22 protein-coding genes are annotated in these 25264 nt (G+C 38.2%); 10 read left to right on the top strand and 12 right to left on the bottom strand.

Annotated elements, in window-relative coordinates; translation table 11 throughout:
• Positions 1-64 precede the first annotated feature (64 nt).
• The 7 genes from B4Q04_RS00695 to B4Q04_RS00665 all read left to right on the top strand — a co-directional run bounded on the left by B4Q04_RS00695 (position 65) and on the right by B4Q04_RS00665 (position 8086).
• Entirely contained in the window at positions 65-2230 is a 2166-nt protein-coding gene (locus tag B4Q04_RS00695; protein ID WP_123772313.1) for a hypothetical protein, read from the top strand.
• A 348-nt stretch (positions 2231-2578) separates the two neighbouring features.
• The gene (locus tag B4Q04_RS00690; RefSeq protein ID WP_088695708.1) at positions 2579-3562 is read left to right on the top strand and encodes a glycosyltransferase family 4 protein; all 984 of its coding nucleotides are present in this window, start codon (positions 2579-2581) and stop codon (positions 3560-3562) included.
• Positions 3559-4230, top strand: coding sequence for an acyltransferase (locus B4Q04_RS00685; protein WP_236630948.1), 672 nt, complete (start codon positions 3559-3561; stop codon positions 4228-4230). Before B4Q04_RS00690 ends, B4Q04_RS00685 begins: the two co-directional genes overlap by 4 nt.
• Before the next feature lie 19 nt (positions 4231-4249).
• Positions 4250-5419, top strand: coding sequence for a glycosyltransferase (locus tag B4Q04_RS00680; RefSeq protein WP_088695707.1), 1170 nt, complete (start codon positions 4250-4252; stop codon positions 5417-5419).
• A 5-nt stretch (positions 5420-5424) separates the two neighbouring features.
• On the top strand, positions 5425-6564 hold the full coding sequence (locus tag B4Q04_RS00675; RefSeq protein WP_088695706.1) for a polysaccharide pyruvyl transferase family protein: 1140 nt from the start codon (positions 5425-5427) through the stop codon (positions 6562-6564).
• A gap of 65 nt (positions 6565-6629) precedes the next feature.
• Positions 6630-7181: a putative colanic acid biosynthesis acetyltransferase gene (locus B4Q04_RS00670; RefSeq protein ID WP_088695705.1), complete on the top strand. Its 552-nt coding sequence runs from the start codon at positions 6630-6632 to the stop codon at positions 7179-7181.
• Complete coding sequence (locus tag B4Q04_RS00665) at positions 7181-8086, top strand: glycosyltransferase family 2 protein (protein ID WP_088695704.1); 906 nt, start codon at positions 7181-7183, stop codon at positions 8084-8086. The genes B4Q04_RS00670 and B4Q04_RS00665 overlap by 1 nt, the downstream gene beginning before the upstream one ends.
• Positions 8087-8104: 18 nt before the next feature.
• On the opposite strand, the gene B4Q04_RS00660 is transcribed toward B4Q04_RS00665, so the two are convergent.
• From B4Q04_RS00660 to B4Q04_RS00605, 12 genes are all read right to left on the bottom strand, one after another.
• On the bottom strand, positions 8105-9166 hold the full coding sequence (locus tag B4Q04_RS00660) for a sugar-transfer associated ATP-grasp domain-containing protein (RefSeq protein ID WP_088695703.1): 1062 nt from the start codon (positions 9164-9166) through the stop codon (positions 8105-8107).
• A 12-nt stretch (positions 9167-9178) separates the two neighbouring features.
• Positions 9179-10507: a phenylacetate--CoA ligase family protein gene (locus tag B4Q04_RS00655; RefSeq protein ID WP_088695702.1), complete on the bottom strand. Its 1329-nt coding sequence runs from the start codon at positions 10505-10507 to the stop codon at positions 9179-9181.
• Positions 10508-10698: 191 nt separating this feature from the next.
• Positions 10699-11958 (bottom strand): WcaI family glycosyltransferase, encoded by a 1260-nt coding sequence (locus B4Q04_RS00650; protein WP_088695701.1) that lies wholly within the window; start codon positions 11956-11958, stop codon positions 10699-10701.
• Positions 11959-11994: 36 nt separating this feature from the next.
• The gene (locus B4Q04_RS00645; protein WP_088695700.1) at positions 11995-13167 is read right to left on the bottom strand and encodes a glycosyltransferase; all 1173 of its coding nucleotides are present in this window, start codon (positions 13165-13167) and stop codon (positions 11995-11997) included.
• 28 nt (positions 13168-13195) lie between these two features.
• A complete protein-coding gene (locus tag B4Q04_RS00640; RefSeq protein WP_088695699.1) occupies positions 13196-14584 on the bottom strand; it encodes a hypothetical protein in 1389 nt (462 codons plus the stop codon).
• Between the two features lie 17 nt (positions 14585-14601).
• The gene (locus tag B4Q04_RS00635) at positions 14602-15966 is read right to left on the bottom strand and encodes a lipopolysaccharide biosynthesis protein (protein WP_088695698.1); all 1365 of its coding nucleotides are present in this window, start codon (positions 15964-15966) and stop codon (positions 14602-14604) included.
• A gap of 14 nt (positions 15967-15980) precedes the next feature.
• A complete protein-coding gene (locus tag B4Q04_RS00630; RefSeq protein WP_088695697.1) occupies positions 15981-18257 on the bottom strand; it encodes a GumC family protein in 2277 nt (758 codons plus the stop codon).
• Positions 18258-18581: 324 nt separating this feature from the next.
• Positions 18582-19937 (bottom strand): exopolysaccharide biosynthesis polyprenyl glycosylphosphotransferase, encoded by a 1356-nt coding sequence (locus tag B4Q04_RS00620; protein ID WP_013992473.1) that lies wholly within the window; start codon positions 19935-19937, stop codon positions 18582-18584.
• Between the two features lie 733 nt (positions 19938-20670).
• Entirely contained in the window at positions 20671-20802 is a 132-nt protein-coding gene (locus B4Q04_RS23045) for a hypothetical protein (protein ID WP_013992472.1), read from the bottom strand.
• Complete coding sequence (locus B4Q04_RS00615; protein WP_088695695.1) at positions 20799-21287, bottom strand: hypothetical protein; 489 nt, start codon at positions 21285-21287, stop codon at positions 20799-20801. The genes B4Q04_RS23045 and B4Q04_RS00615 overlap by 4 nt, the downstream gene beginning before the upstream one ends.
• A 47-nt stretch (positions 21288-21334) precedes the next feature.
• Positions 21335-22153 (bottom strand): SDR family NAD(P)-dependent oxidoreductase, encoded by an 819-nt coding sequence (locus B4Q04_RS00610; RefSeq protein ID WP_013992470.1) that lies wholly within the window; start codon positions 22151-22153, stop codon positions 21335-21337.
• 126 nt (positions 22154-22279) lie between these two features.
• Complete coding sequence (locus B4Q04_RS00605) at positions 22280-23098, bottom strand: SDR family oxidoreductase (protein ID WP_088695694.1); 819 nt, start codon at positions 23096-23098, stop codon at positions 22280-22282.
• A 254-nt stretch (positions 23099-23352) separates the two neighbouring features.
• Here B4Q04_RS00605 and B4Q04_RS00600 point away from each other — a divergent pair, with 254 nt between their 5' ends.
• From B4Q04_RS00600 to B4Q04_RS00590, 3 genes are all read left to right on the top strand, one after another.
• Positions 23353-23862 (top strand): peroxiredoxin-like family protein, encoded by a 510-nt coding sequence (locus tag B4Q04_RS00600; RefSeq protein ID WP_013992468.1) that lies wholly within the window; start codon positions 23353-23355, stop codon positions 23860-23862.
• A 169-nt stretch (positions 23863-24031) separates the two neighbouring features.
• Complete coding sequence (locus tag B4Q04_RS00595; protein WP_088695693.1) at positions 24032-24475, top strand: hypothetical protein; 444 nt, start codon at positions 24032-24034, stop codon at positions 24473-24475.
• A complete protein-coding gene (locus tag B4Q04_RS00590) occupies positions 24476-25231 on the top strand; it encodes an alpha/beta fold hydrolase (protein WP_088695692.1) in 756 nt (251 codons plus the stop codon).
• The last annotated feature ends 33 nt before the right edge of the window (positions 25232-25264 follow it).

The following is a 25264-nucleotide window of genomic DNA, read 5'->3' as shown; positions in this document are numbered from 1 at the left end:
GTATTTTAAATTTCTATTTCTATTGTGCGTAGTTTCGGTAAGTGCGCAGAACTACAATTATGCATTGGATGAAAAACCGGTGCCTGATCCCCAACATTCCGAGGTAGATAGTGGTCCGGTACGTATTATACCCTTGGCGTTTGACTGGCAGAATATACCGGAGGACTATAGTGATTCGGTATGGGAGATTCGCTATGACTTTGATCTTGCGGGGCAAACCGTTATTTTGCCTGAAAATGTAACTATACGCTTTAATGGTGGAGTATTGGCCAACGGAACCGTCCGTGGGGATGAAAGTGTGATAGAGACCAAAACGGAAGACCAAATTTTCGATGCCCTTGATTTAGAAGGAAGCTTTACAACCGATTATTTAAAACCTCAATGGTTCGGTGCCGCCATGGATGGTGCCAGCGATGATAGGGAAGAGTTTGTTGAAACTTTGGCCCAGGCAGAGCGTATCAGTGCTAAGGTGCTAGTGGATAGGGATATGTTTTTGGATCTTGAGGAAACGGGCAAGAAATCTATTTTCCTAGAGGATAACACATGGATCGAAGGGGCCAATGACGCCAATATTATTATCAATAATTTGTTGTCTCCGGCTTTTTATATGGCCTTGACCAAAAACATTACCATTAAGAATGTGACATTTTTATACGACCAAAAGTATGATGCGACTTTTGGGTGGAATGAAATAACTCATAGGCAGAATACGATTGTCTTAACAAATTACCTTAAATCTAATCATGGCTTAGAATTTGAATCAAGTACCGCATTAACAAAATCACCAATAGCTTGGAGGTCTACGTTCTATCTAGATGCCCCGGAAAACGTAAAATTTGAAAACGTAAAATTTGTGTCAAAAGGTGAAACAGCGGATACTTTTATTCAATGGGCAATTAAACTAAAAGAAGAATATAACCCCAATCAGAAAATCTATAATAATAAAGGAGTTACTCGGATACCAAAGAACATTCTATTGAAGAATGTTACGATGGATGGTGTAATAATGGGTGTTCAAGGTGTTGTGGATAAGTTTCGTTCCGTGGGGTTAATCTCGAAGAGATATTCTGATATTCAAGATGTTAGTGGAAATAATGTTGGAGGCTCTGGTGTAGGAGGCCAATATTGGATGCATCCTCCTCATCTCATATATTTGAACGGAGACAATTCTGATAAGTATAATTCTCGAGACATAAATATTATTAATACAATTGATTATGGGGATTATGTTGGAAGTAATAAGATTCGAGGGTCTCATGGATATTGTCATTCACTTAAACTGGTGGGGTATATAAATGATGTAAACGTGATTAATTATAAAAATTATCGACGTGATGGTTTATGGGATTTGGAGAACATTAAGAATGGTTTATTTACCGATATATATTCGGAAAGTTATTCTGATATTTTTGACAAGAGCTATAAGTTTAATGCAGCACGTTTTCTGGGTAAACTAACTCATTGTAAGTTTACGAATATTACTATTAAGGATAAGGCAAATACTTCAGAAATATATCCTTGGGATTTTACATCTGGAGATTTCGTTACGATGGATAATGTGAATATATATGTTCAAGAACTAGTCGTTGAAGAGGATGGTCCTTTTGCAATATTTGGCTCAAATAATAAAATAATTAATTCTAGTTTTCATATTGGTAAACATTCTTCAAAAAATGAACACCTTGGAGTTATAGCACTTGACGAACATACTAGAGATAATGGGGCGAATAACTATTATGATATAAGTGTTTATGGTTGGCGTAAACTGGTGAATCATGTTGCGGGAAATTGTATAAAGTTAACTTATCATAGTCAATCTAATCCAAATAATAATTATGCTAAAATAACTGATGTGAGGAATAATTTTATTTCAGAAAAAGTTAATGCTGAAAGAAAAGATGTTTGGGTTCAGACAGAAACGGTTAGTTTGAAAAATGGAGTGGAACAATTAATAGAAATTAAAATTCCAAATAATTTCACTGCTGTTAGAATTAATGTTAAGACTTTAGGTGCTTTGGTTACTAAGGCTAATGTAAGTGTTGTGGCTAGGTCATCAGATGGAGATGTTGAATTGTCTAGAGTTTCAAATGAGATAGGAGACGTGTCGAAATCGTTGGATCTAATGCCTTTTAAATTGAATCAATCAATTTTTTTAAAATCGGATATTGATTTTAAAAATACAGGAAAAATTTATTTAGAATTGGATTTGAGGAGAAATATAAAATCATAAGAATAAGTAAAAGACAGGACTTTGCTATACTTATAAAAAGTATTTAACGGTATTTAGTGCGATGCGTTATTCACTAAAAATTAAAAGAAATAATAGTGGAATAATGAATGTATTATGATGTTTTGTAGGAAGGTTGTAAAAATGAAAAGAATAACTAAAAATTGTTCTGGATTATTTGAAATTGCTTCTTAATTAAATGATATTTACTGTCTATAGTTTATAGGTTTAAACTTTAATTTAGCAAAATAATATACTGTATTTGGGATTTTATAGATGGTAAGCTTAATAAATGGTTGTTTTGCATATGGTAGGAAATAGAAAGCTTAGGAAATCGAAAATATACTACTTATGAAAGTGACTTATTTTTTTCGACACCCAACCGTGGGGTTTTCAATTCAGCGAGTCTTTCAAACCATTAATAAAGGAGTGTGCCCTGCTTATGATATAGCTGAATATTTTTTACCAAGTCCTAAATCTAATTTTGCGTCTATTCTTAAAAATGGTTTTTTTGCAAAAAAAAGACAAGGAAACATTAACCATATAACTGGTGATGCGCACTATCTATTGTACTTTTTAAGTTCAAAAAAAACGATTGTTACGGTTCATGATATTATGTATTTTTCATACTTATCAGGAATAAAAAAAAAGCTTTGGAAAGTTCTTTATATAAACTCCTTGAAAAGAGCTAAAAAAGTTGTTTTTATATCTGAATTTGCTAAAAATCAAGTTTTGAAAGTTGTGGATTTACCGGAGAGTCGGTATTGTGTTATTCCTAATCCCGTTTCCCCTGATTTTTCATTTGAATATAAGGAATTTAATAAAGAAAAGCCTGTAATCTTACATATTAATGGTAGTTTGGAACGAAAGAATTTAGCAAGAACTATTGAAGCCCTTCACGAAATTTCTTGCCACCTAAGAATTGTGGGAAGATTAAGTTCCAGAAATATAGAATTGTTGGATGAATATGATATTGATTACAGTAATGTACGTGATTTGAGTAATGAAGAAGTAGTGAACGAATACAAGAATTGTGATATTGTTAACTTTCCTTCTCTTTTTGAAGGCTTTGGAATGCCGGTTATTGAAGGTCAAGCTGTGGGAAGGGCTGTTGTAACGTCTAATATCTCTCCAATGAAATATGTTGCCGGAGAAGGTGCTATTTTGGTGGATCCTGAAAATGTACAATCAATTAAAAAGGCATACTTAAGGGTTATAAATGATGCGGATTTTCGAAATGAATTAATTGAGAAGGGTAAAAAGAATGTAATGCAATTCCAGTTGAAATCTGTGTCGGAAATGTATGTTAACCTTTACCATGAAATACAACTATGATGAAAAAAATATTAGCCATAGTAATTGTTGTTTTTCCTTGGAAATTAAGAAGGTTTCTATTAATTAAAATTTGGAAATATAAAATTCACCCTACGGCACGAATTGGTTTGGCTTATGTTTATCCTAGATATCTAGAGATGGAGAAAGGTACCCGAATTCAACACTTTACGGTTGCTGTTCATTTAGATGCTCTTATAATGAAAGAAAATGCATCTATTAATAGGTCAAACTGGATTACGGGTTTTCCGACAAATAGTACCTCCAAACATTTTAATCATCAAAAGGATAGGAGCAGCCGATTGGTTATGGGAAGGGAGTCGTCAATTACGAAGCATCATCATATTGATTGCACAAGTGAAATTAAAATTGGTAACTTTTCTACAATAGCGGGTTACTATTCTCAATTTTTAACGCATTCAGTAAATATTCAGGAATGTATTCAAGATAGTAATCCCATAAATATTGGTGATTATTGTTTTGTTGGTACCAACAGCACAATACTTGGAGGGGCATCACTGCCATCGTATTCCGTATTGGGAGCTAAGTCGTTATTAAATAAAGGATATACTATGGAATATATGTTGTATGGAGGTGTGTCTGCTAAACCGATAAAGGCTATAGATAAAAGTGCGAAATATTTCCATCGTCAGACTAGGGTAATTATATAACTTTCTCAATTTGTCTTTTATGAAAATACTTCGCATCATACCCAGTATGAACCCTAAACAAGGAGGGCCTTGTCAGGGTATACGAAATGCTATACCGGAATTGCTCAAGATGGGGGTGGAAAATGAAGTAGTTTGTTTTGATAACCCCGATGATGATTACATAGGGCAAGATTCATTCGTTATTCATTGTATTTCCGGTGCAAAAACTTCTTGGAAGTATAACGCAAAATTACAACCTTGGCTATTGGCTAATTTTCATCAATATGACATGGTTATTGTTCATGGCTTATGGCAGTATCATACTTATACAGCTATTCGAGCAATACGTCTATTTAGGAAGAATAATAAAGTTTCTCCAAAAATATATGTCATGCCTCACGGAATGCTAGATCCATACTTTCAGAAGGCGAAAGATCGAAAAATTAAAGCACTTAGAAATGATATCTACTGGAGGATATTTGAGAATAAGGTAATTAATAGGGCAGATGGTCTATTGTTTACCTGTGAAGAGGAATTGTTATTGGCACGTACCACATTTCCTAATTATGAGCCAAAGAGAGAAATTAATGTGGGCTATGGTATTCAGCCCCCTCCTTCAAGAACTGTTAAAATGAAAGAGGCTTTTTATCATTCGGTACCTCAATGGAATGGAAGGCCATATTTTCTTTTTTTGAGTAGGATTCATGAGAAAAAAGGAGTCGATTTGATGATTAAGGCATATCTAAAATTGGAGAACAAGAATTTGGATATGCCTCAATTGATTATAGCTGGTCCAGAGAAACACACATATGGACAGGAAATGCAGAAGTTGGCTGCCAAATCTAATAATATTTTATTTTCAGGAATGTTAAATGGTGATGCCAAATGGGGTGCTTTTTACGAAAGTGAAATATTTATTCTTCCAAGTCATCAAGAGAATTTTGGGATAGCAGTTGTTGAAGCGTTAGCTTGCTCTAAGCCGGTTCTAATTAGTAACAAGGTGAACATATGGCGTGAAATTGAAAAAGGAAGGGGAGGATTTGTTCAAAACGATACAGAACAAGATACGATTTTCCTCTTTGAAAAATGGTTGTCATTGACCTCCGGTGAAAAGCAGGATATGTCTAACAACGCTAGAGAGGTATATCAGAACTTTTTTACAATTTCTCAAGCAGCAAAAAAATTTATCAAAGGAATTAATATTAAATAGGTGAGATGAAAAAAACAGGAATTATTACTATTCTCAATGTCAATAATTATGGTGCCGAGTTGCAGGCTTTTGCTTTGCATCATAAGCTCAAGCTTATGGGTTTTGATAATGAGATTATAAACTACCTCTATTATAAAAATCCAGAATATAGGAGTGAGACAGCATCTCGACCATTAATAAAAACCTCATTTAAGAATAAGTTAAAAGACATAGCTATAAAATGGATAGACAAGTATAGTGCTTTTAGATACCCTGAAATAGCAAAAAAAAGAAGACAACGGTTTCATGATTTTCATCGAAAACATTCTTCACTGTCGAGGGTTTATAAAAGTTACTCAGAATTGTATGGTGCGAAATTAGATTATGAGAATTATATTGTCGGAAGTGATCAAGTATGGAATCCTAATAACGGAACTAATTTAGCCCCTTATTTTCTTACGTTTGCCCCAAAGAAGTCAAATAAAATTTCTTTTGCGTCGAGTTTTGGAGTTGGCGAAATTAATGAAAGTTATTACCCAAAGTATAAGGAGTGGATAAACAATTTGGACCATATTGGTACTAGGGAAACAAGTGGAGTTGAACTTATTAATAAGATAACTGGCAGAAGAGTAGAACATGTTGTGGATCCAACTCTTTTATTGAGTAAAAATGAATGGGAAGAGTTAATGATTCCTTATACAGATAAAGAACCATATATCTTATTGTTTATTTTTAAGAGAAATAGATATGCGGAAGAGTTAGCTTACAAAATTCAAAAGAAAACAGGGTTCAAAATCATTCGTGTTTGTAAAAATGAGATGCCCTTGGAGTCCGATGATAAAATATTAAATATCAGGGACTTTGGGCCTCTAGAGTTTTTGGGTTTGTATAGTGGAGCTAATATAGTCTTGACCACATCTTTTCATGGGAGTGTATTTTCTTTGATTTTTGAAAAACCTTTTTATACGATTACACCTGCAAGTAAAAACAATAATAGCCGTCAAGAGAGTTTGATGACTATGATGAATCTTAATGAAAGATTATTGAGAGAAGGTGATGTAGTTAATTTGGAAAATCTCTACAGAATAGATTTTAATGATGTGAAAAAAAGATTAGGAGGACATATAGAGAGTTCACTTAAATATTTAAGAAAGGCATTAAATTAGAAAAGCGAATAGTAATTTATTGGTTATTTGTGTAAACATAGAAAGACAATATTGAAATTTATAATATGGAAGAGTTATCAATGACGGCTACAAGGCATAAATTTTCTGTCTCCAATAAGATTGGACGAGCTGTTTGGAATATTACTTATCTAATTTTGTTTAGACCTTTCTCCTTACGTGTTTTTCGAAAATGGCGAATATTTGTACTCCGTGTATTCGGAGCTAATGTTTCTTGGAATAGCATGATTAATTCATCGGTAAAAATTTGGGCACCTTGGAATTTGGAAGTAGGTGATTATTCGTGTTTGGGTAAAAGGGTGAATTGTTACAATCAAGGAAAAATTGCATTAAAGGATAATGTTACTGTTTCTCAAGACTGTTCTTTATGTGCATCTAGTCATGATTATACAAGTAAGTTTCATAGTTTGTTTTTAGCTCCTATAGTAATTTATGATAAGGCTTGGGTAGCGGCGGAAGCTTTTGTGGGGCCTGGTATAAGTATTGGAGAGGGGGCAGTTGTCGGTGCTAGGGCTTCAGTGTTTAAAAATGTTGAGCCTTGGACGGTTGTAGGGGGTAATCCTGCAAAGTTTATTAAAAAACGAGAAATCAAAGGTTAATGAATTCTATATCAACTATAATACTTACTTATAATGAGGAGCAACATATTGAGCGTTGTATTAGGAACGCACAACAGTTTTCGGAAACTATTTTTTTAGTAGATTCTTTCTCGTCTGATCGGACTGTAGAGATAGCGGAGTCATTAGGAGCTAAGGTTTATCAGAATAAATGGGAAAATAATTATGCTAAGCAATTTAATTGGGGACTTGAAAATTTACCTATAACTACAGATTGGGTTTTTCGTTTAGACGCTGATGAATATTTAATGGATGACCTTATTATTGAAATTAATCAGAAGTTACCCACTTTGGATCCTATAGTATCAGGTGTTGTTTTTGAGCGAAAAATGTTTTTTTTGGACACTTTGATGACCAAGGGTATGTTGCAAATGAATATGTTACGGTTGTTTAAGTTTCGTCATGGTTTTTGTGAGGAACGTTGGATGGACGAGCATATAATTCTTACGGAGGGAGAAAGTGTTATATTTGATGGTTATTTTGTAGATCATAATTTAAACCCTTTAGGTTGGTGGATTGAAAAACATAATAATTATTCTATAAGAGAAGCTGTTGATTTATTGGATTTAGAATATCAGTTATTAAAACCCAAGACTCAACAAGCAGAGCAATATACGTTATCTGCAGATGCCCAATCCAAACGTAACAAGAAAAAAAAGTATGCCAATATGCCCCTCTTTTGGCGTTCCTTTATCTATTTTATTTATCGTTATTTCTTTAAGTTTGGTTTTACCCAAGGCAAAGAAGGCTTTTTATGGCATTTCTTGCAAGGATGGTGGTACCGTACTTTGGTTGATGCTAAAATATACGAAGTAAAAAAAGCTTGTGGAGGGGATATACAGAAAATGAAGGAGTTCTTGGCAGAGAACTATCGTATATTTATATAGCTGAAAAATATAGTATTGTCAGGATTTGTGAAAATTCTCCCACCCTAGACCAATAAAACATGGGCCTTGGGTCATTTCAGAAAAAGCAACATCGCTACCATAGCCATTCCATTCCATTAAAACCGTTTTGCCCTCTTTATCAATAATAAGGTCCCAGCCAATAACCCCTACCATCGGCATTTGTTGGTGTAAGGATAGGGTTTCCGCAACAGCTTCTTTAAAATTTGGGATGACTAGGCCTTTAAAAGCGATATGGTGGTCCGGGTGGTGGGTGCAACTTGTCCAGTTGGGATGGTAGCCTGTTGCATGCAGTGCTCCACTTGCCAAATCAATGGCTACGGCAATTTCACTATGGTATTGTACATGGGTATCATTTGCCTGGCCAAGTCTTAAAAAAGCGCCTCTGAGTTCGGTCTGTCCATTGGGGGTTATGACCGTGGTCAGGCGTATACAGGCAGTAGATACGGATGAGAATTGACTAAAAAAATCGTGTTGTTTGATAAAGCGCTGGACTAGACCGTTTCCTTTTTGTGTTAGTTCGCCAAGATTTAATGAGTTGGTAGATCTAACATATATACCACGTCCTTGGTACGATCCATCCAATTTGTAGACCATTTTATCAGACTCTTTTTTGAGCATCACATGCACTTCTACCTCAGACATTGGTATGCCATCTAAAGTATACCAATTACCATTGCTAAAATAGGCTAAATCAGGATGGACATTACTTTTGAACAACTTATGTGCTAGCGAACGGAGGTTGGACGTTTTACCATAGGACCCCTGGATTTTGGGCATAATTTGCGTTCCAAAATAATTCTCAGGTATCCATCCTTCCCTAAATTTTCCAGATCTCAATGTATAGAGTTGTAGCCAAGGAGAATAACCTTGCCAGCCTAAAATTTCGCGGGAGTAATTATCACATTTTTTTTTATCTATTTGGTTCAATGGTCCAGTTTCGGTACGAACTGCTTTTATACGTTTTCGGACAAAGTTATTTTGATTTTGATGATATCTCCATAATAATACTCTCTCACCATTTTTTTTTACAAGTTTTTTAAGTTTTTCGGATTGTAACATGTTCTGAAATTATTATTGGAGATGGCTTATGATTAAAGGGGTCTTGGTAGTTGTACGTTGTATTTGTTGTACTTTATTAACAGAAACAGTAATCTCGGAACGTGCTCGCTGAATTAATAATTCTGCCATTTTTTCAGCTTCTTTTGTGCCTTCGCTAATTTTTCTTGGAACAAAATTGATGTAAACAGAAAAGTCCTCATTCTGTTGTAGCTGAACTTCTTTAAAGACTTTCATGTACCCATCAAACATAGCCATTAGGTGTTCTCCGCGAATAAGCAAGCCTGAAGGAGTCTTAATATTAACTGTTTGTCTACCACGTACATTTTCCATTAGTGGTAAGGGTCTCCCGCAAGAACAGGTATAGTCTAGATATTTGCCTTCGTCACCAATTTCATAGCGGATCAAGGGGAAGGCGTAATTAGTGAGGTCGGTCAGAAGTATTTTACCCGTAGTATTGGGGGGTACGGGCTGATTATCTTGGTCTACGAACTCAATATGTACGGTGTCTTGCATGATGTGCAAGCCATTTTGTTCGGGGCACTCGGCCGCAATCAATAAAATTTCGGTATTGCCGTATTGGTCACATACAGGAGCCCCAAAAGCTTTTTCCATAAGTTCACGCTGATCTTCAAACAAGGGGGCGGAGGTGACCCATACCATTTTGGGAGGGTGGATTTCAATTTTATTATCTAATAAGTATAAAGCAAATTCAAATATTACGTCAACATAGCCTTGAAGAAGCGCAGGTTTAATACGATTAAAATCGCGAACAAATTTGTTAAGCTTTTTTTCGTTAAGGTCGGCGGCCGCCAAGAATATCCGTTGTGTCGGCCACCATATAATATGATTTTTTATTCGCTTTTTCAATGGTCTTTTATATCGGTAAACAAACGCTTGATTTTCCCATGGTTGAACACCCCACCAGTTTAAAATACGCCAGCGTATGGGGGTTTCTGGATGCCTGCGGTCATGAAGAACCGAGATTGGAAATCCTGTACTTCCAGAGGTACTGGCTTTGCGAAAATGGGCTTTCGAAATATTATCCGCTTGTATACTGCCAAAGTTTTCCCTGAGTTCGGATCGGGTCAATGGGGGGAGCTTTGTAAAGTCCTCATTACGAATTACCCCCTTTTTTAAAAAATCCAACCCTTTATATTTTTTTTGATAAAAGGGGGAATGGGTCAAGGCATGTTTGAGAAGGTCTTGACGCTTTCTTAGGTTTAATTGGGTTAAATCTTCCACTTGCAAGTTTGCGGCCGTACTGCGGCGTAAACCTTCAAGTTTTGGATCTACAATTTTGGTCTTAAATGAAAAAACCGCTTTTAAAAAGCTATTCTTCATAATGGTCTGGTATTTATGATAGCCAAGATAAGGATATCGGATAATTATTTGGTCTTTCAAATTGGTATGGCACCGTCAATTAAGTTGCGGGGGATGATGCAATGAGCTTAAAGTTACAAATGAATCTGCAAACCGTACGGGATACTTTATCAATAGCGCTATTGATCGATAAACTACATGTATAAATTCGCTCAAGTATACAGTTTTTTTTCAAATGCCTTCATGATGGTATCGATGGCCAAATAGTTCTCGGCATAGGTTCTTGCCGCTTTTTTTATGGAAGCGTTATCTCGGTTTTGAAAAGCTTCTAAAATTCCCGTGTTTAAAGCTTCTTGGTTTTCGGCCGCAACTAGAAGGCCCATGTTGTATTTCCGTACAATTTTGTACAAACTAGATTGTTCATTGGCCGTAATCAGGGCCAAGCCGCCCACGGCCAAAATAGTGGTCAATTTTGAGGGCATAACGAGGTCACTGGCCTTTTCTTTTTGTATCACCAAATGTAAGTCCGCCATATTTAAAAAAGCATTAAAATCGGCTTTGGGCTGTAAGGGAAGGAAATGCATGTTCGGCAGGCCCATTTCCTCTGCCATATGGATTAGGGTTTCCTTATAAGGTCCTGTACCACAAATAGCGAATTGTAGTTGCTTATGACCTTTAAGGGTTTGGGCGGTATGGAGAATGGCTTCAAGGCCCTGTTTTTCGCCAATGGCACCCGAATAGAGTACAACCCAGTCGTTTGGGGCAAAACCAAATTTTTCTTTTAACCCCCCTCTATTCTCAATCATCGGATAAAAGCTATGGGTCTCCGTCCAATTGGGAAAGAACAATAGGGGTTTTTGGGCCTTTTTTTCAATGCGGGCCATCATACCGTCCGAAATACTGCTGACCACATCGGTATTTCTAAAAATATAGCGTTCGGTACCGTATAATAATTTGAGCAGTCGAGGTGATCTTATGAGTCCTAAATCTTGTGCTGCCTCAATCTGTAAATCCTGAATATGGTGTAGATGTTTGGCCCCTTTTAATTTTTTATAGAGCACGCCCAAAAGTCCAAATTGAAAGGAGGGAGCTACAGATATAACCCAGTCGTATTTTTTATAAAATAATATGGGTAATATTCTTCCAAAGGCTGAAGCAGAAAAAGAAGAGTCTAAAAGCATTCGCTTTAGCCCGCTAGGTTTCTTGGGTACGTACATAGGACATCGCAAAACCTTCAGTTGTCCTCCAGAGGAAAAGTTTTTTACTTCTTTTTTATACCAAAATCGATTTTTTCTATAGGGTTCCTGTACCTTCCAATAAGGGTAATAGGGATAAGCCGTCAGTACCGTACATTGATGGCCTTTTTCAGCTAACCATAGCATCATTTCACCTGAATATTTCCCAATACCTGTAAGCTCTGGAGAATAGTTATAGCCGATAAATAGAATACGTTTAACCTTTTTTGTTTGCATAAGTTATGGTTTGTACGTTCATAATTTTAAAAAATGTTAACTGGTGTGCTCTATACCTTCTATTTGTTTATAAATTTTCTCTATTTTTTGTAATAATCTATCTGGTTCAAATCTTTTAGAATTCAGTAGAGAGGCTTCCACTAATTTCACTCGTTCTGAGTCAGATATTGATAGAATATATTCTAGTATTTCAGCTGATTTAACAGCCCACTTACTAATGTTTTCATGTAAGGAACACTTGTCGATATAAATAGCGGCATCACCACCAACTTCGTTCATTGGGGCTTCATTTGTAGTGATTACAGGAGAGCCTGAAGCCATAGCTTCGGCAACGGGCCATCCAAAACCTTCATAAAGAGAAGGGAATACAAAAACCTTTGCACCTTGATAAGCTTTTAGCAAAAGATTGTTGTCTACATCTTTTAAAAAATGAATATCATGTTTGTATGGTGAACTCTCAAAGTATTTTTTTATTTTTAAAGATGGTGCATATCCTATCATTAAAAGTGGGATGGATTTTTTAGTTTTTTTTCGCCAAGCATTATAAAGAGCAATTACACCTATTCTATTCTTATAAAAATCATTACCTCCAACATGCAAAATGTATCCTTCTTCTAAGGATAAACCTAAATGTTGGCATAATTCCAACCTTATATCTTTTACTGATCCTGGTTTGAACATAGTATCCAAGGCATTGTATACTTGTTCATTGATGGAAGGAGTTTTTTCAAGAAAAAAGTTTAATTCTTTTTGAGTGTGTTTCGATACAGAAATAAAACACTTAGCTTGTTTAAAACCTTTCAGGATTAGTTTTTGATACATTTTTCCAGTTAAACCCGTAGGGTTCTCCTTTATTTCTCCTAAAGATGATTTGAGCGCTGTAAAGTCATGACAATGAACTACATGTTTTCTGTTTTTTATTAGTGGCATCCACATACCTAAAGCTTGGTCAACTAAAACATAAATTGTAGTTTTTGGATGCCTTGAACTTCTGATTAGAAAATAAATCGGGAATATTAAAAATTGATCACAGTATCTCAACCACTTTTTAATCCCTTGGGGAAAAAATCTTTTTGCTAAGTAGGATTTTGGATACCATATTTCACAATCATGCCCACGTTGTTTCATACCTTCACACAAATAATTTGCATAGCGGGTCATACTATAGCCCATAAATTGTTCATGATGGTTGAGTAAAACGATTTTCATATTAGTGGAATAATTTATAACTGCTAGTTTACTTAATAGTATTTCCTAAGTTTTTGGTTTCTGTATCACTGGAAATAGATAATATCTCGATAAATTTCAGTTTGTGTATAACCCCAATCAATAATATTATTAGTGTAAAGGCGATTGTTTTTGCTAGAATTGCATCTAACTTTTGCTCCGTTGCATATGCTAAACTAAAAATAGAATACACAACGTACAATGAAACAATAGTCTTTCCAAATAACGATTCGGAGGTTCTAGAAATAAAGAACCATAAGCGATAAATTAAAATGTAAAATATAACAGTAATTAAAGAGCCGAGAATTGAATAATCTGCTAATGCTAGTAATAGTACTGAATCTGCTGAGTCATAATCTACATTTTGTCTGTCTTGAAGAGTAATTTCGGACCCTAGACCTTTGTTAGGATTGACTATACGAGGTATTGCGTGGTCAATAGCAGATAAGGTTATTTCCCCCCATGAAATATCATCATCGCTATCATGTAAGGCTACTCGATAAATAGCTTTATATAAGTTTATAGCTCTGGTATCCGTTAAATCTGATGCATTATCATTGTCTTTGCTAAATTTATTTAAACCGTAATCATAGATTTTTTGAATAGAAGTTATCGGTTGTGATATTTTAAATTCAATTGGTGAGGTTCTTATAATATTGTAAAATGGGAAATATATGAAATATAAGAAAGCACCGAAAACCAATCCATAAACAATGAGTTTTTTGCTAATTAATTCGCGATTAATGCTATAAAAAACAATTGCCCCAAACAAGAAAAATTCTAATAATTCTCTTCTAGAAAGCATCAAATAGTTTAGTAAGAAAAGTAGTAAGGAAATTATTATAAAAATATCATATTTCTTTTGTTTAATATTTTGAAAAAATAATACCATAGGGACTATTAGACCAAATCTGAATATTGTAGAAAAGAATTTAATCATGGAAGATTGCTCGTAGGAGGCATTCGAGCTTTCTTGTTGTATTTCCTCAAATGCTGAGATTAGAGACATTTGTGGTATATAATATATGATAGAAAAAATAGGTAATACAATCAGAAAAATCTTATATAACAAACTGATTTTTATGCGAGGATATTTCTTTATAAAATGGGTAACATTGATAGGTGAATTATTGTCATTGGCAATCAAGTTACTTGCTATTAGAGATGCAAGGAAAAAGAACATCAAATAGAAAAAAACAAAAATAGATGTATTTGTAGATAACCTTCCTATTGCATTAAAGACAATTTGATTTGATTTAAGTGGGATAATAACAAAGAAAAGAGTATTAAAAACTAACAATAAATCAAAAAAGTTCAAATCAGCTTTTTGAACTAATTTACGTATCACTGAGATTGACGGTAGTAATAATATTATTGACAAAAATTTAATTAATATCATTATTTAGAGTGATTATTTTAGTTTGAAAGCTTCATTCGTATTTTCTGATAAATTAAATTGAAATCGCCTAGGCCGTTTGCAAAGAGCTCTTTAATTGACATGCGCATAACTTTACAGCCAGAAGGTAACACCACAAAAACCAATATAAGATCTAAAGAAATGGCACCCATAGCAGCTCCATTGATGCCAAACTCATTCGATAAAAAGTAGGTGAGGGATGTTGAAATTAATGCAGAAATAATTCCATATACCCCCATTCTTTTAGGTTGATTGACCGCTCGAAAAACCATTTCTGTTGTATACCACAAGGCATTTAGCAACATACCCGAAATGAAGATATACCACATGGTGCTGGGTACATCTAATTCATTGTTTGTCCAAATACCGTAGAACCAAAGACCGAATATTGCTAAAAAGGTAAAACCGACTATTGATAGAGCAAACACCCCTAATATCGATAATCTAAAAATCTTTTGCGCGGTCTTCCAGTCCCCTTTTCCAATTTGATTGATCAGCTCAGGAAAAACAGTGGGCTCGACCATATATAGGACCTGGTTAAAGGAACGACTCAAGGTGCGTACCGTGTTAAAAATGGCAACGGCTTCCGGTCCTAAAACAATACGTACCACAAAGGTGGTACCTTGAAAATAGATGATCTGCCATAGGGGTAACATCAAATAACTCAAGCCTTTGGTGGTGATGGCTTTTAGAATGGTGTTGTCTCTTTGGCCTCGATGTATCTTGAACAATCCGATGACCTGACGGCCTTTTATCCAGTATAAGGCCATAAATACCAACATGACCAGAAGTTGCGAGATGGCGAATTCTACAATGCCATACCCGAGGAGTAGAACCAGTAAGCCCGCGCCTAAATTAGCAGCGGCTTTGGAGGTAATCAGGTTAATGCTCAGGGCAGCTTTTTCGGCAGCTCTGTAGTAGGCTTCAATGAGTTGAAGGTAGAAGTTCAATAATTGAGCGAAAATTAGAATAGAGACCGCTAAGATGGCTTCTTGGCTATCGATAAGGGATTTGTCAAAAACATGAAAGTGGTCTAGCGTAAAAATAGTAATACTACTTATCATCATGGCTACAAATACCATGATGGTAATGATGTATATCCCGGTTTTACTGATGTTGGCCGCTTCTTGTTTGCGACCGGCGGCATAGCTTAAGACAAAGCTATTGGCTGCTGCGGAACCAAACCCTAGGTTGGAGAAGGCAATAATACTAGGGATAATGGTCAGCGTTAACCATTCCCCATAATAGGCGGCTCCCCAAGCCGATATAAAAAAAGGAACCAGAAACAATTGTTCTAGCACCCGAACCCCTTTTTGGAAAACGGAAGCTAGCCCATTGCTTAGTACTCTTTTTTTTAGTGACATGTTCTGAATATTTGCTAATCGATTATTTTGGGCCCATAACCATAACCTTGAGCTGAATCACTATCGTTCAACAGAACCATGGTATTTCTTAATTTGCCATTCTTGTAAATGGACTCAATAGTTTTGGAATGCTCTTTTTTCGTTAGGTTTTTTCGTACTACATAGATGGTACTATCTATATAGGCATTTAAGGCAAATGCATCTGAAATAAGTCCGATGGGAGGAGTGTCGATAATGATGCGGTCGTAGTCCTTTTTTAAGCTGTCCATTATAACTTCAATTCGTTTGCTCAACATTAAACGGCCAACTTGATTGACCTCCATACCTGAGCCTATCAGGTAGAGGCTGTCTATGGAGGGGTGTTTTTGAATAATATCGGAGATATTAATATCATTTTGAAATATAAAATCTGTTAATCCGGGTGTGTCCGATAGGTTAAAGGCCTTCATTAGTCGCGGCATCCTTAGGTCGAACGATAGTATTATTACTTTCTCCCCATTTGAAGCCAAGGTAAGAGCCAAATTTGATGCAACGTAGGTTTTACCCTCACCTTGGATAGTTGAGGTTACCAATAAAGTCTGATTCGTATCCGATTTTTTTAAATATTCCAGGTTAAAGCAGAGTAGGCGAAACAATTCTGCCGATGGGGTACGACTATTGTTGTTGATGGTAATCAGTTCTCCCTCTTTGCTTCTGGATAGTTCTCCTAAAATAGGTGCAGTGGTTAAGTTTGACAAATCCTCGATAGAGGTAATCTTGTTGTTCAGTAAGTCTTTCGTATAAATAAGGGAAAATGGTAAGAACAGACCTAAAAGCAATCCACCGAGATACATTGCTGTTTTATTTGGGCTTACGGGGAAAGTTCCTGCTTTCGGAAGACTTACGATACGTGTTGATGAAACGGGGGCGGCTAAAGAAAGTACTTCTTCTTCTCGCTTTTGGAGCAAATATAAATAAAGTCCTTCTTTGGTACTCTTGTCGCGGCTGATGTCTACCAATTGGCGTTCCATTGAGGGGACCTTGGCGATCTGGGCCTGGTATTTGTTGGCATTTGATTGCAAATTGCGCTGGGCGATCATCAAACGGTTTTTGGCACTACGCACATTTTCAACGATAGCTTTACTTAGGTCGTTTAGCGTACGGTCTAGATTGACAATAACGGGGTTGGCACTAGAGGCGGACTGGGCCATTTGCCCTTTTTGTAATAGGGTGGCGTTGTATTGGTCGATCATACTGGTCAAGGAGGGGTCGTTGGCACTTAACGAAGCCGGAATAGGAGTTTCCGAATTTCCTTGCTGTAGGTAGGTTTCAATGGCGTTAATAACGTTGATCTCGGTCTGGTAATCGGAAATCAATTTTTTGTAATCATTGGCCTGGGTGATATAGATTTCAGTGTTGTTGGCCACATTCGATGGGTCATTCTTCGTCCTGAATTCCTCCACGGTTTTTTCTACGCCCTCAATTTCACCTGAAAGCAACTTTAGGCGGTTGTCGATCATTTTGATCGTATTTTCCGCCAATTCGTTTTCGTACTTGATCATTTCCTCGACATAGGTTTCGATAAGGCCGGCAACTACATCTTCTCCCTTTTTCTTGTGCCCATATAAAAACTTTATAGTTAGTAGGTTACCTTCTCTATTTGTTTGTTCTATGCTTAAATTCGCTAAGAAATTGGAGATTACCCTATCGGTATTTTGGATAACAAAGTACAATGGTTTTCCTATGTCTACGTATTCATTTTCTTCTCGGAAGTTTATGGAAAAGGTTCCAAAAGGAGAAGTAACTAAATCACCAAAAGTATGCTCTGATTCGTATGGTTCATTTTTAATAGAAGTTTGTAATTTATACTTGTTGTTTTCAAGAAGGATTATTTTTATGGGCAAATCATATATTAAATTTTTTGCCGTTTCATCCACTAAAATTTCTATAGGAGTCTCATTTCCATAGATTTCAACATCACGAATACGACCTTCAATATAAAAGTTAATGTTTAGGGACCGATTCGCAATAACCTTTTCCATCAGCCCTGATGATTTAAGTATGCCTATTTCATCCTCAACATTCGTGTTGTTCTTTAACAACCCAAGATCTTTTATGTTCTGAGATTGGATTGTTCCTTGGCCCGCATCTTGGTTTTTGACAAGAAGGGTGCTGGTTATTTCGTATTGGGTTTCTGCCTGGTATCTGAGATAAAGAAATACGACTATTAAACAGGTAACTACCCCAATGGCAAAAAGAGGCCAGTGTTTTAGGTATTTTGAGAGTAGTTTGTTAATGTTTGTCTGTTCCATATAAAATCGGTTTAATACAAATCTTCAAGTTGAGTGAATTGGTTATTTGAGTGTGAAGCAGGATTCCATGATATCAGTATAAGCTTTTTCTTTTTTCGAAAGCTTTGTAAAACGGTCAAAGAAACAGCATTTTTACTACACCCAAAACTTTTATTCCCTTTAAATAAAACAGGGGCTAGGAGCTTATTTACAATCTGTTGAAATTGCGGATGGCCTATTGAATTAATATAAATTAGGGGCTTGTGAAACTGTATAAAAAACAAATCGAGGGCCATTTTATAAGAATATGAAATTTAACATTTCCGCTAGTTTTATATCGTTAGCCTAATAGGCCTTTTCTTCCCCGCGTACGGCATTGACTACGGTTTGTACTATGATCTGTAAATCCAACAACAGGCTCCACTTTTCCACATAAAAAATATCGAGTTTGGTGCGGTTGAGAATATCTTTCTTTTCCGCAATTTCGCCCCTGTAGCCTTTTACCTGGGCAAGGCCGGTAATGCCGGGCTTTACAAAGTGGCGTACCAAATACTTGTCTACCGACACTTCATAGTCCCACGTATGCAACTCCATATGCGGTCTGGGGCCTACCACACTCATATCGCCCAAAAACACATTGAAAAACTGGGGTAGTTCGTCTATGCTCGTCTTTCTGATAAACTTGCCTATACGGGTCACGCGCATATCGCCCTTGGTGGCCATTTTTGAGTCGGCATCCTTTGAGGGGCGCATGGATCGGAACTTATAACACCAAAAGGTTTTACGCTTTAGGCCGTGCCGTTTTTGTTTAAAATAGAGGTCGCCCGGTGATTCCAATTTGATCAATACGTACATAATGGGCACTAGCCAAGAGAGTACGGTAAGAATCACAAGGGAAGAGAAAAGAATGTCGAAGCTGCGTTTGGAGATACGTGCAAATTCGGTATCCAAGGGTACTTTTCTCAGGTTGAGGACAGGAATCGTATCATATAGTTCAATCGACATGCCTCGGGAATATACTTCCTTGTTATCCGGAATGATCTTTATACGGATCAGGTTGTTGTCGGCAAAATCGATCAGGTTGCGCAGCTCTTTGTTGTTGAACTTTGAGGCAACGCAGTAGATTTCATCAATGTCGTTCTCCAAGATATAGAGGAAGCAGTCGATGACCGGCCCCAGATAGGTCTTGCTTTTTGATTTTTTATCGTCAAAGTAACCCATGTAACGGTAGCCCAATTCGGGCTCGTCAAATACCTTTCGTATTTTTTTTAGGTTTTTGTCACGGCCAATGACCACCACTTTTACGGAGTTGCCGCCCCATAGACGGTATTTGCGGCGAACCCAGAAAAATAGGGCCCTGTACAGGGTCAGGGCAATGCATATGGTCAAATAGACAAAGAGCTGGTGCTCCAACGATTCATAAATGCGTCCGGTAATGCCAAAAAGGGCAAAATAGGCCAGGCCATAGATAAGATAGAGCTGGACCATCTTATGAATGTTGGTCATAAAGCGCTCTTTACGCACCCTTACGTAGTACCCTAAACCATAGGTGATGAGCAGCCACGATATGTTGTAGTGCAAAATGTAATAGACATGGGTGTAGGTGTCGGGGGTAAGTAAAAACAAGAGCCCGTTTATGATACACAAATGTGCCGTTACGGATATGGGTAAAATTAAGTCTGAATTCTTTGCATTTATCATCTCCGTAGTTCTAGTAAATTGTCAACTGGAACACCTTGTTCGTTTGCAATGTAGTCTTTTTTATGTCGTGCATTTCAAAATGGACCATTGTAAGAATTTAATACATGGTTGATGTCACCGTAACAATAAATTTCAACACATTACCTCATTGTTTTAAAAAGATTTTAATAGTAATTTTTAGCTTATGGGCACCTTTTAAATACGGCGACAAATATAAGATTTCGGCTATAACGGGCAAAATTATTAGGCTTCAATAAGCGGAATACGCAATCGTTTGGCAGGGATTTAATTCTTTAAAATGTAGACAGTTGTAATGAAGATAAGGGCTGCCAAAGGTTGGGAGCGAATGCATTTTTTTAAATTTTAATTTGTTCGTTTTTTTCTTGTTTTTTCAAGAAAAAATAGGGGTGCAATCTTCTCAAAATCCTCTATTCGATAATTTTCAACGGGGCTTTTGAGAAAGCTGAAATTAAATCGGCGGTTTGTTGTTGTATTCGTAGTTGAAATATGTAAAATCTTACTTTTTAGTATTTTTTAACCTTCGTATAAATGGGGCTTGCCCAAGATTGGGGCATAAAAAAGGGAGCGCACCCCTACGCTCCCTTTAACTAATTATACAATTACTATTTCACAAGTGAAATAGGTAATCAACCTACTTATGAGTTACAAAGATGGGGTGGTTTACCTTACTGTATTGACCCTAAAAAAATCAAGATTGACGCTATTGCCAACCCTAGTTGATCACATAGCCCAGTATCCAGTACAGAATGATAAAAACCACAATGCTGCCTATACATCCGCATTTGCCTCCGCCTATTTTCTTGGCGCCCCAACCGGCCAGTAGGGCTTTTAGTATATTTTTCATAGCGTTCTGGGTTGGGTTTCTGTTGGTCCGGTCCTATACTTGGTATTGTAATCCATTCGCAGACTTTGAATGGTGCTGTTCAAATCTTCTGCCTGTGATTGTAACAGGGCACTTGTAGTTTTGGGCAACTTATCAAAGGCCAAAAGGTTTTGATATTGTAGAACCAAGGCTTCTTCGTTGGCCGTAATTAAAACAATCACTTCCCTGTCCGATAGGTTCTTTTCCAACAACTGTTTTTCCAAGGGCTCAAATATAGGGGTCTCTGTCCGAATATCGGGGACCACTTTGTTTTCGTTTACGGCATAGTATTCGTCGGCTAAGATTTTATCAAAATCCCGTTCCTCAAAATGACGCTTTTTAAAATAGGTCTGCCAGGTGGGGTATCGGTCCGATTGTATTAAGGTACCGTAAGTGTGTTCACAAGCTTTTGTTTGTGCTACAAGTTCGTTTAGTGCATTTTCCCATGCGCTTCGTTCTCGTTCCATGTTTTAAAATTTTAAAGGTTCATTTCATTTTTTTCGTCGCCATCAAATCAACCAAAAGCGGATTCTACGGCACCCCCATCGATACGGACATTACTTCCGTTAACGAAACTGGCGTGTTCCGAACACAAAAAGGCCACAACGGCGGCTACCTCTTCGGGCTTGCCCCTTCGTTCCATGGCAATATGGGGGCGTTTGTTTTTTGCAAACCATTCCACGGCTTCCTCTACCGAAATGTCCTTTTCCTTGGCCAAGGTTTCCATCATGGCGTCGGTCATCGGGGTTTCTATATAGGCCGGGGAAATACAGTTGAAAAGAAGGTTTTCTTTGGAGTAGGCCCGCGATAGGCATTTAGACAGGTTGATGATACCGGCTTTACACGCGTTGTACGGACTCTCTTCTTCGTAGGGTTGGAAGGCATTTTCACTGGCCACCAGCACCATACGGCCCCATTTCAGTTTTTGCATTTGGGGAATAAAGGCCCGGGCTACCCGTACGGCTCCCATAAGGTCGATGTCAATGGTCTTCATCCAATCGTCATCGGTCAGTTCTAGAAAATCGCCTGCGGCACCACGGGCTCCCGCCGAATGGAAAATGATGTGCGCACCGCCAAATTCGGCTTCGATTTTCTTGGCGAGGTCCAGTACTTCTTGGTTCTTTGAAATGTCAGCGGCAATACCCATTACCTTGGCACCGTCTTGGGCGTCTTTCTCTACCTGTTTGACCGCGTCCCTCAGTTCTTTGCCATTGGCTTTGTCCGATAAGACTACGTTGACGCCTTCCCTGGCTAAAAACTTGGCGGTTTCAATGCCTAGTCCTGAATCCCCTCCGGTTACGAGGGCCGTTTTTCCTTTTATATTTAAATCCATTGTCTTTGTTTTTACTCGATAATCGAGATTAAATGCTCCGAGGCTTGCCTCGTAATCAAAGTGTATTCCTTTTAATGCCTCGTGGGCGTGCCTCGAGGTAGTTTGCGTTATTTCTAATAGGTTGTCTTATCCGTTCGTGGTAAAGCCCGGGTAGCAGGTCATTCCGCCATCGACGAAAATAGTGGTACCATTGATGTATTCCGATTCGTCGGAAGCCAACCAGCTGGCCACGCTGCCGATGTCTTCGGGTACGCCAATACGTTTATAGGGTATTAATTTTAGCATGTCTTCCTTTCCTTGTTCTGTGCTCCATACATCCTTGTTGATATCGGTCTTTATGGCTCCGGGAGCAATACTGTTGCACCGGATTTTATGTGGGGCGTAGGCTTGGCATATGCTTTCCATCAACATAAGGAGTCCCCCTTTTGACGCGGCATAATTGGCATGGCCGGCCCAGGGAATCTCTTCATGTACCGAGCTCATATGGATGATTTTTCCCAAGGAACGCGATACCTCCTCGCGCATGCCCCTTCTCAGGAATTCGTTAATGGCTTCCTTGGCACACAGAAACTGTCCGGTGAGGTTGACGTCCAAGACCTTTTTCCAAGCCTCCAAGGGCATCTCGTGTAGGGGGTGGTCTATTTGTAGGCCGGCATTGGCTACACATACATCGACCGTACCGAAATGGGAAATCGTTTGCTTGAACAATGCTTTTACTTCTTCCTCCTTACTTACGTCGCACTTTAGAACGATCGCCTCGCCACAGCTTTGGTGGGAATTGATCCAGTGGGCCACTTCCTCCGCAGCTTCCTTTGAACTGCGGTAATTGACTACAATATTGGCGCCTTCGGTCCCTAAGGCCTTGGCCACGGCGGCACCTATACCACCACTTGATCCGGTGATAATACAGGTTTGTTGTTCGAGTCTTTTATTGGGTTTTTGCATTTCTATCGTGGTTAGAACCTAAAATTACATTGGTAGGCCGGGCCGGAATGGCTCGATACATAAAATTGATAGCTCAATGCCATTAAACCTAAATGAAGGGGAACGGTAGCTGTCCCTTTTTGTTTTTAGGGCACAAATTTTTGTTATCAAGTCTGTCGAAGGCGTCAGCATCCTGTTATTTTGTAAGTAGAGTAGCTGACAGGGCTATTACATTTCAAATTGAATTGAAGCGAAACCTAAAATGTAAATAAAGGATGATTAAACCTAAAACGGAAGTACCCAAGATAGAACTCCCCCTTATAAATGATACGCAATGGAACTTGGCCGCCCAGAAAAGCGAGTCTTTTACAGTGTTGGTCTTTTACAGGGGGCTACACTGCCCGGTATGCAAGAATTATTTGGAGGAACTGGCAAAGAGATTAAAAGACTTCACCGATAGGGGCGCCCATGTGGTGGCCATCAGTAGTGATAGTGAAGCGCGTGCAAAAAAATCGGGAAAGGAATGGAACGTTCCCGAGTTGCCCATAGCTTACGGATTATCTATTGAGGAAGCGCGGAAATGGGGACTATTCGTTTCCAAGGGAATAAAGGATTCCGAACCCGATGCGTTTTCCGAACCTGGGGTATTTCTCGTGCGGCCCGACCATACCTTGTATGCCAGTGCCGTCCAGACAATGCCCTTTGCACGGCCCGATTGGGACGATATACTCAATGCCATCGATTACATAGAAAAGAACGATTACCCGGCAAGAGGAGGGGAATAAAGATGGCCGTTCTAGGGCGAATAGTTACGTTGTCGCCCTATAGATAACGGGAGGTAATCTTCGAATGATTTCCCAACTCTAGGCGTGAAAAATAATATATGCAAAGAAACACCATGGGAATACCCTGATCTCAAGGCTTGGGTAGGGAACATGTTAAATGCACAGGATTATGGAAGTGAATTATAAAATTTATCGGAAAGTAAAAATCTACTTTAACAAGGTCTGTGCCGCTATACCCCATCTTGAGCAATTACAGGAAAGGTCTTCATTGGCTTTTGGCGCCTCCTTGGTTCAATCGAGAATTGAGGAAATGCGTTTGGTTCAGGCCGAATTGGTTAGTTTTTTTATGAATCCTTCCTTGAAGGTGCCCTTCGTGCCGGCTTCCAGGTGTTTGGCCTTGATGAATTGGTATTCCGATAATGCCTTGTTCTCTTGTGCAAGCCTAGCGGCCTACAGTGAGATGCTCGTCACGGAAGACCACAAAGTAATACAAGACGCCAACTATATTCTTTCCGGTCGACTCTTGCCTTCAAGGTTGAAGGTGATATTTGAAAACCATAGGAGCAGGCTCCAAGGTATTCAAACCTCTAGCGATGTGTTAAACAAAGACTAGATGAAGATATATACAGGTTTGAAATACGAGAAAATAGGAAGGGGAAAAAAGACCATCGTCTTTGTGCATTATTTTGGGGGCGATGCCGGAAGCTGGCGTTGGCTGGCGAAGCGCTTACGCAAACGCTACACCTGTATCTTGCTGAATCTGCCCGGTTTTGGGGGGACGAAACCCCTATCGGAACCTTCGATTTACGGTATGGCCCAGTACATCAATCTGTGTCTGGACGAGTTGAAACTTAAGGACTATATCCTCTGTGGACATTCCATGGGAGCTAAATTGATCCTCTACGCCGCCCAGATCAAAAAAGGGAATCTACCCGACAAGTTATTGCTTATTGCACCTTCGCCACCTACCGTGGAAGACATGGCCGACGATGAACGTCAACGTATGCTCAGACATCCCGATAGGGAAGAGGCGGCAAAGACCGTACTGGGCGCCACCAAAAAGAAAATGGGGAAGAAGAGAAGCTTGTACGCGGTCAATTCCCAATTGCGTATCGATGAGGCCACATGGCAATGGTGGTTGAAGGTGGGAATGAAAAACAATATTGCCGAACGTATTAAGCGACTCGATATGCCTACAACGGTCATCTTTTCGAAAGATGACCCCGTAATCGCTACTGAGGCCATCTACAACGAGGTCCTTCCCTATTTGTGCCAACCGTCTACCGTAACCTTGAGCAGGGTGGGGCACTTGATCCCAATGGAAATGCCGCGAAAATTGGCCCACATCATTAAAAAGTGGGACCGGTAGTCCACCTCTTATAGGGGTAACGTAGGTATAAGG

This window comes from Zobellia sp. OII3, from assembly GCF_002211465.1.
Classification (GTDB): Bacteria; Bacteroidota; Bacteroidia; order Flavobacteriales; family Flavobacteriaceae; genus Zobellia; species Zobellia galactanivorans.
This window is presented reverse-complemented; position numbering and strand designations above follow the sequence as displayed.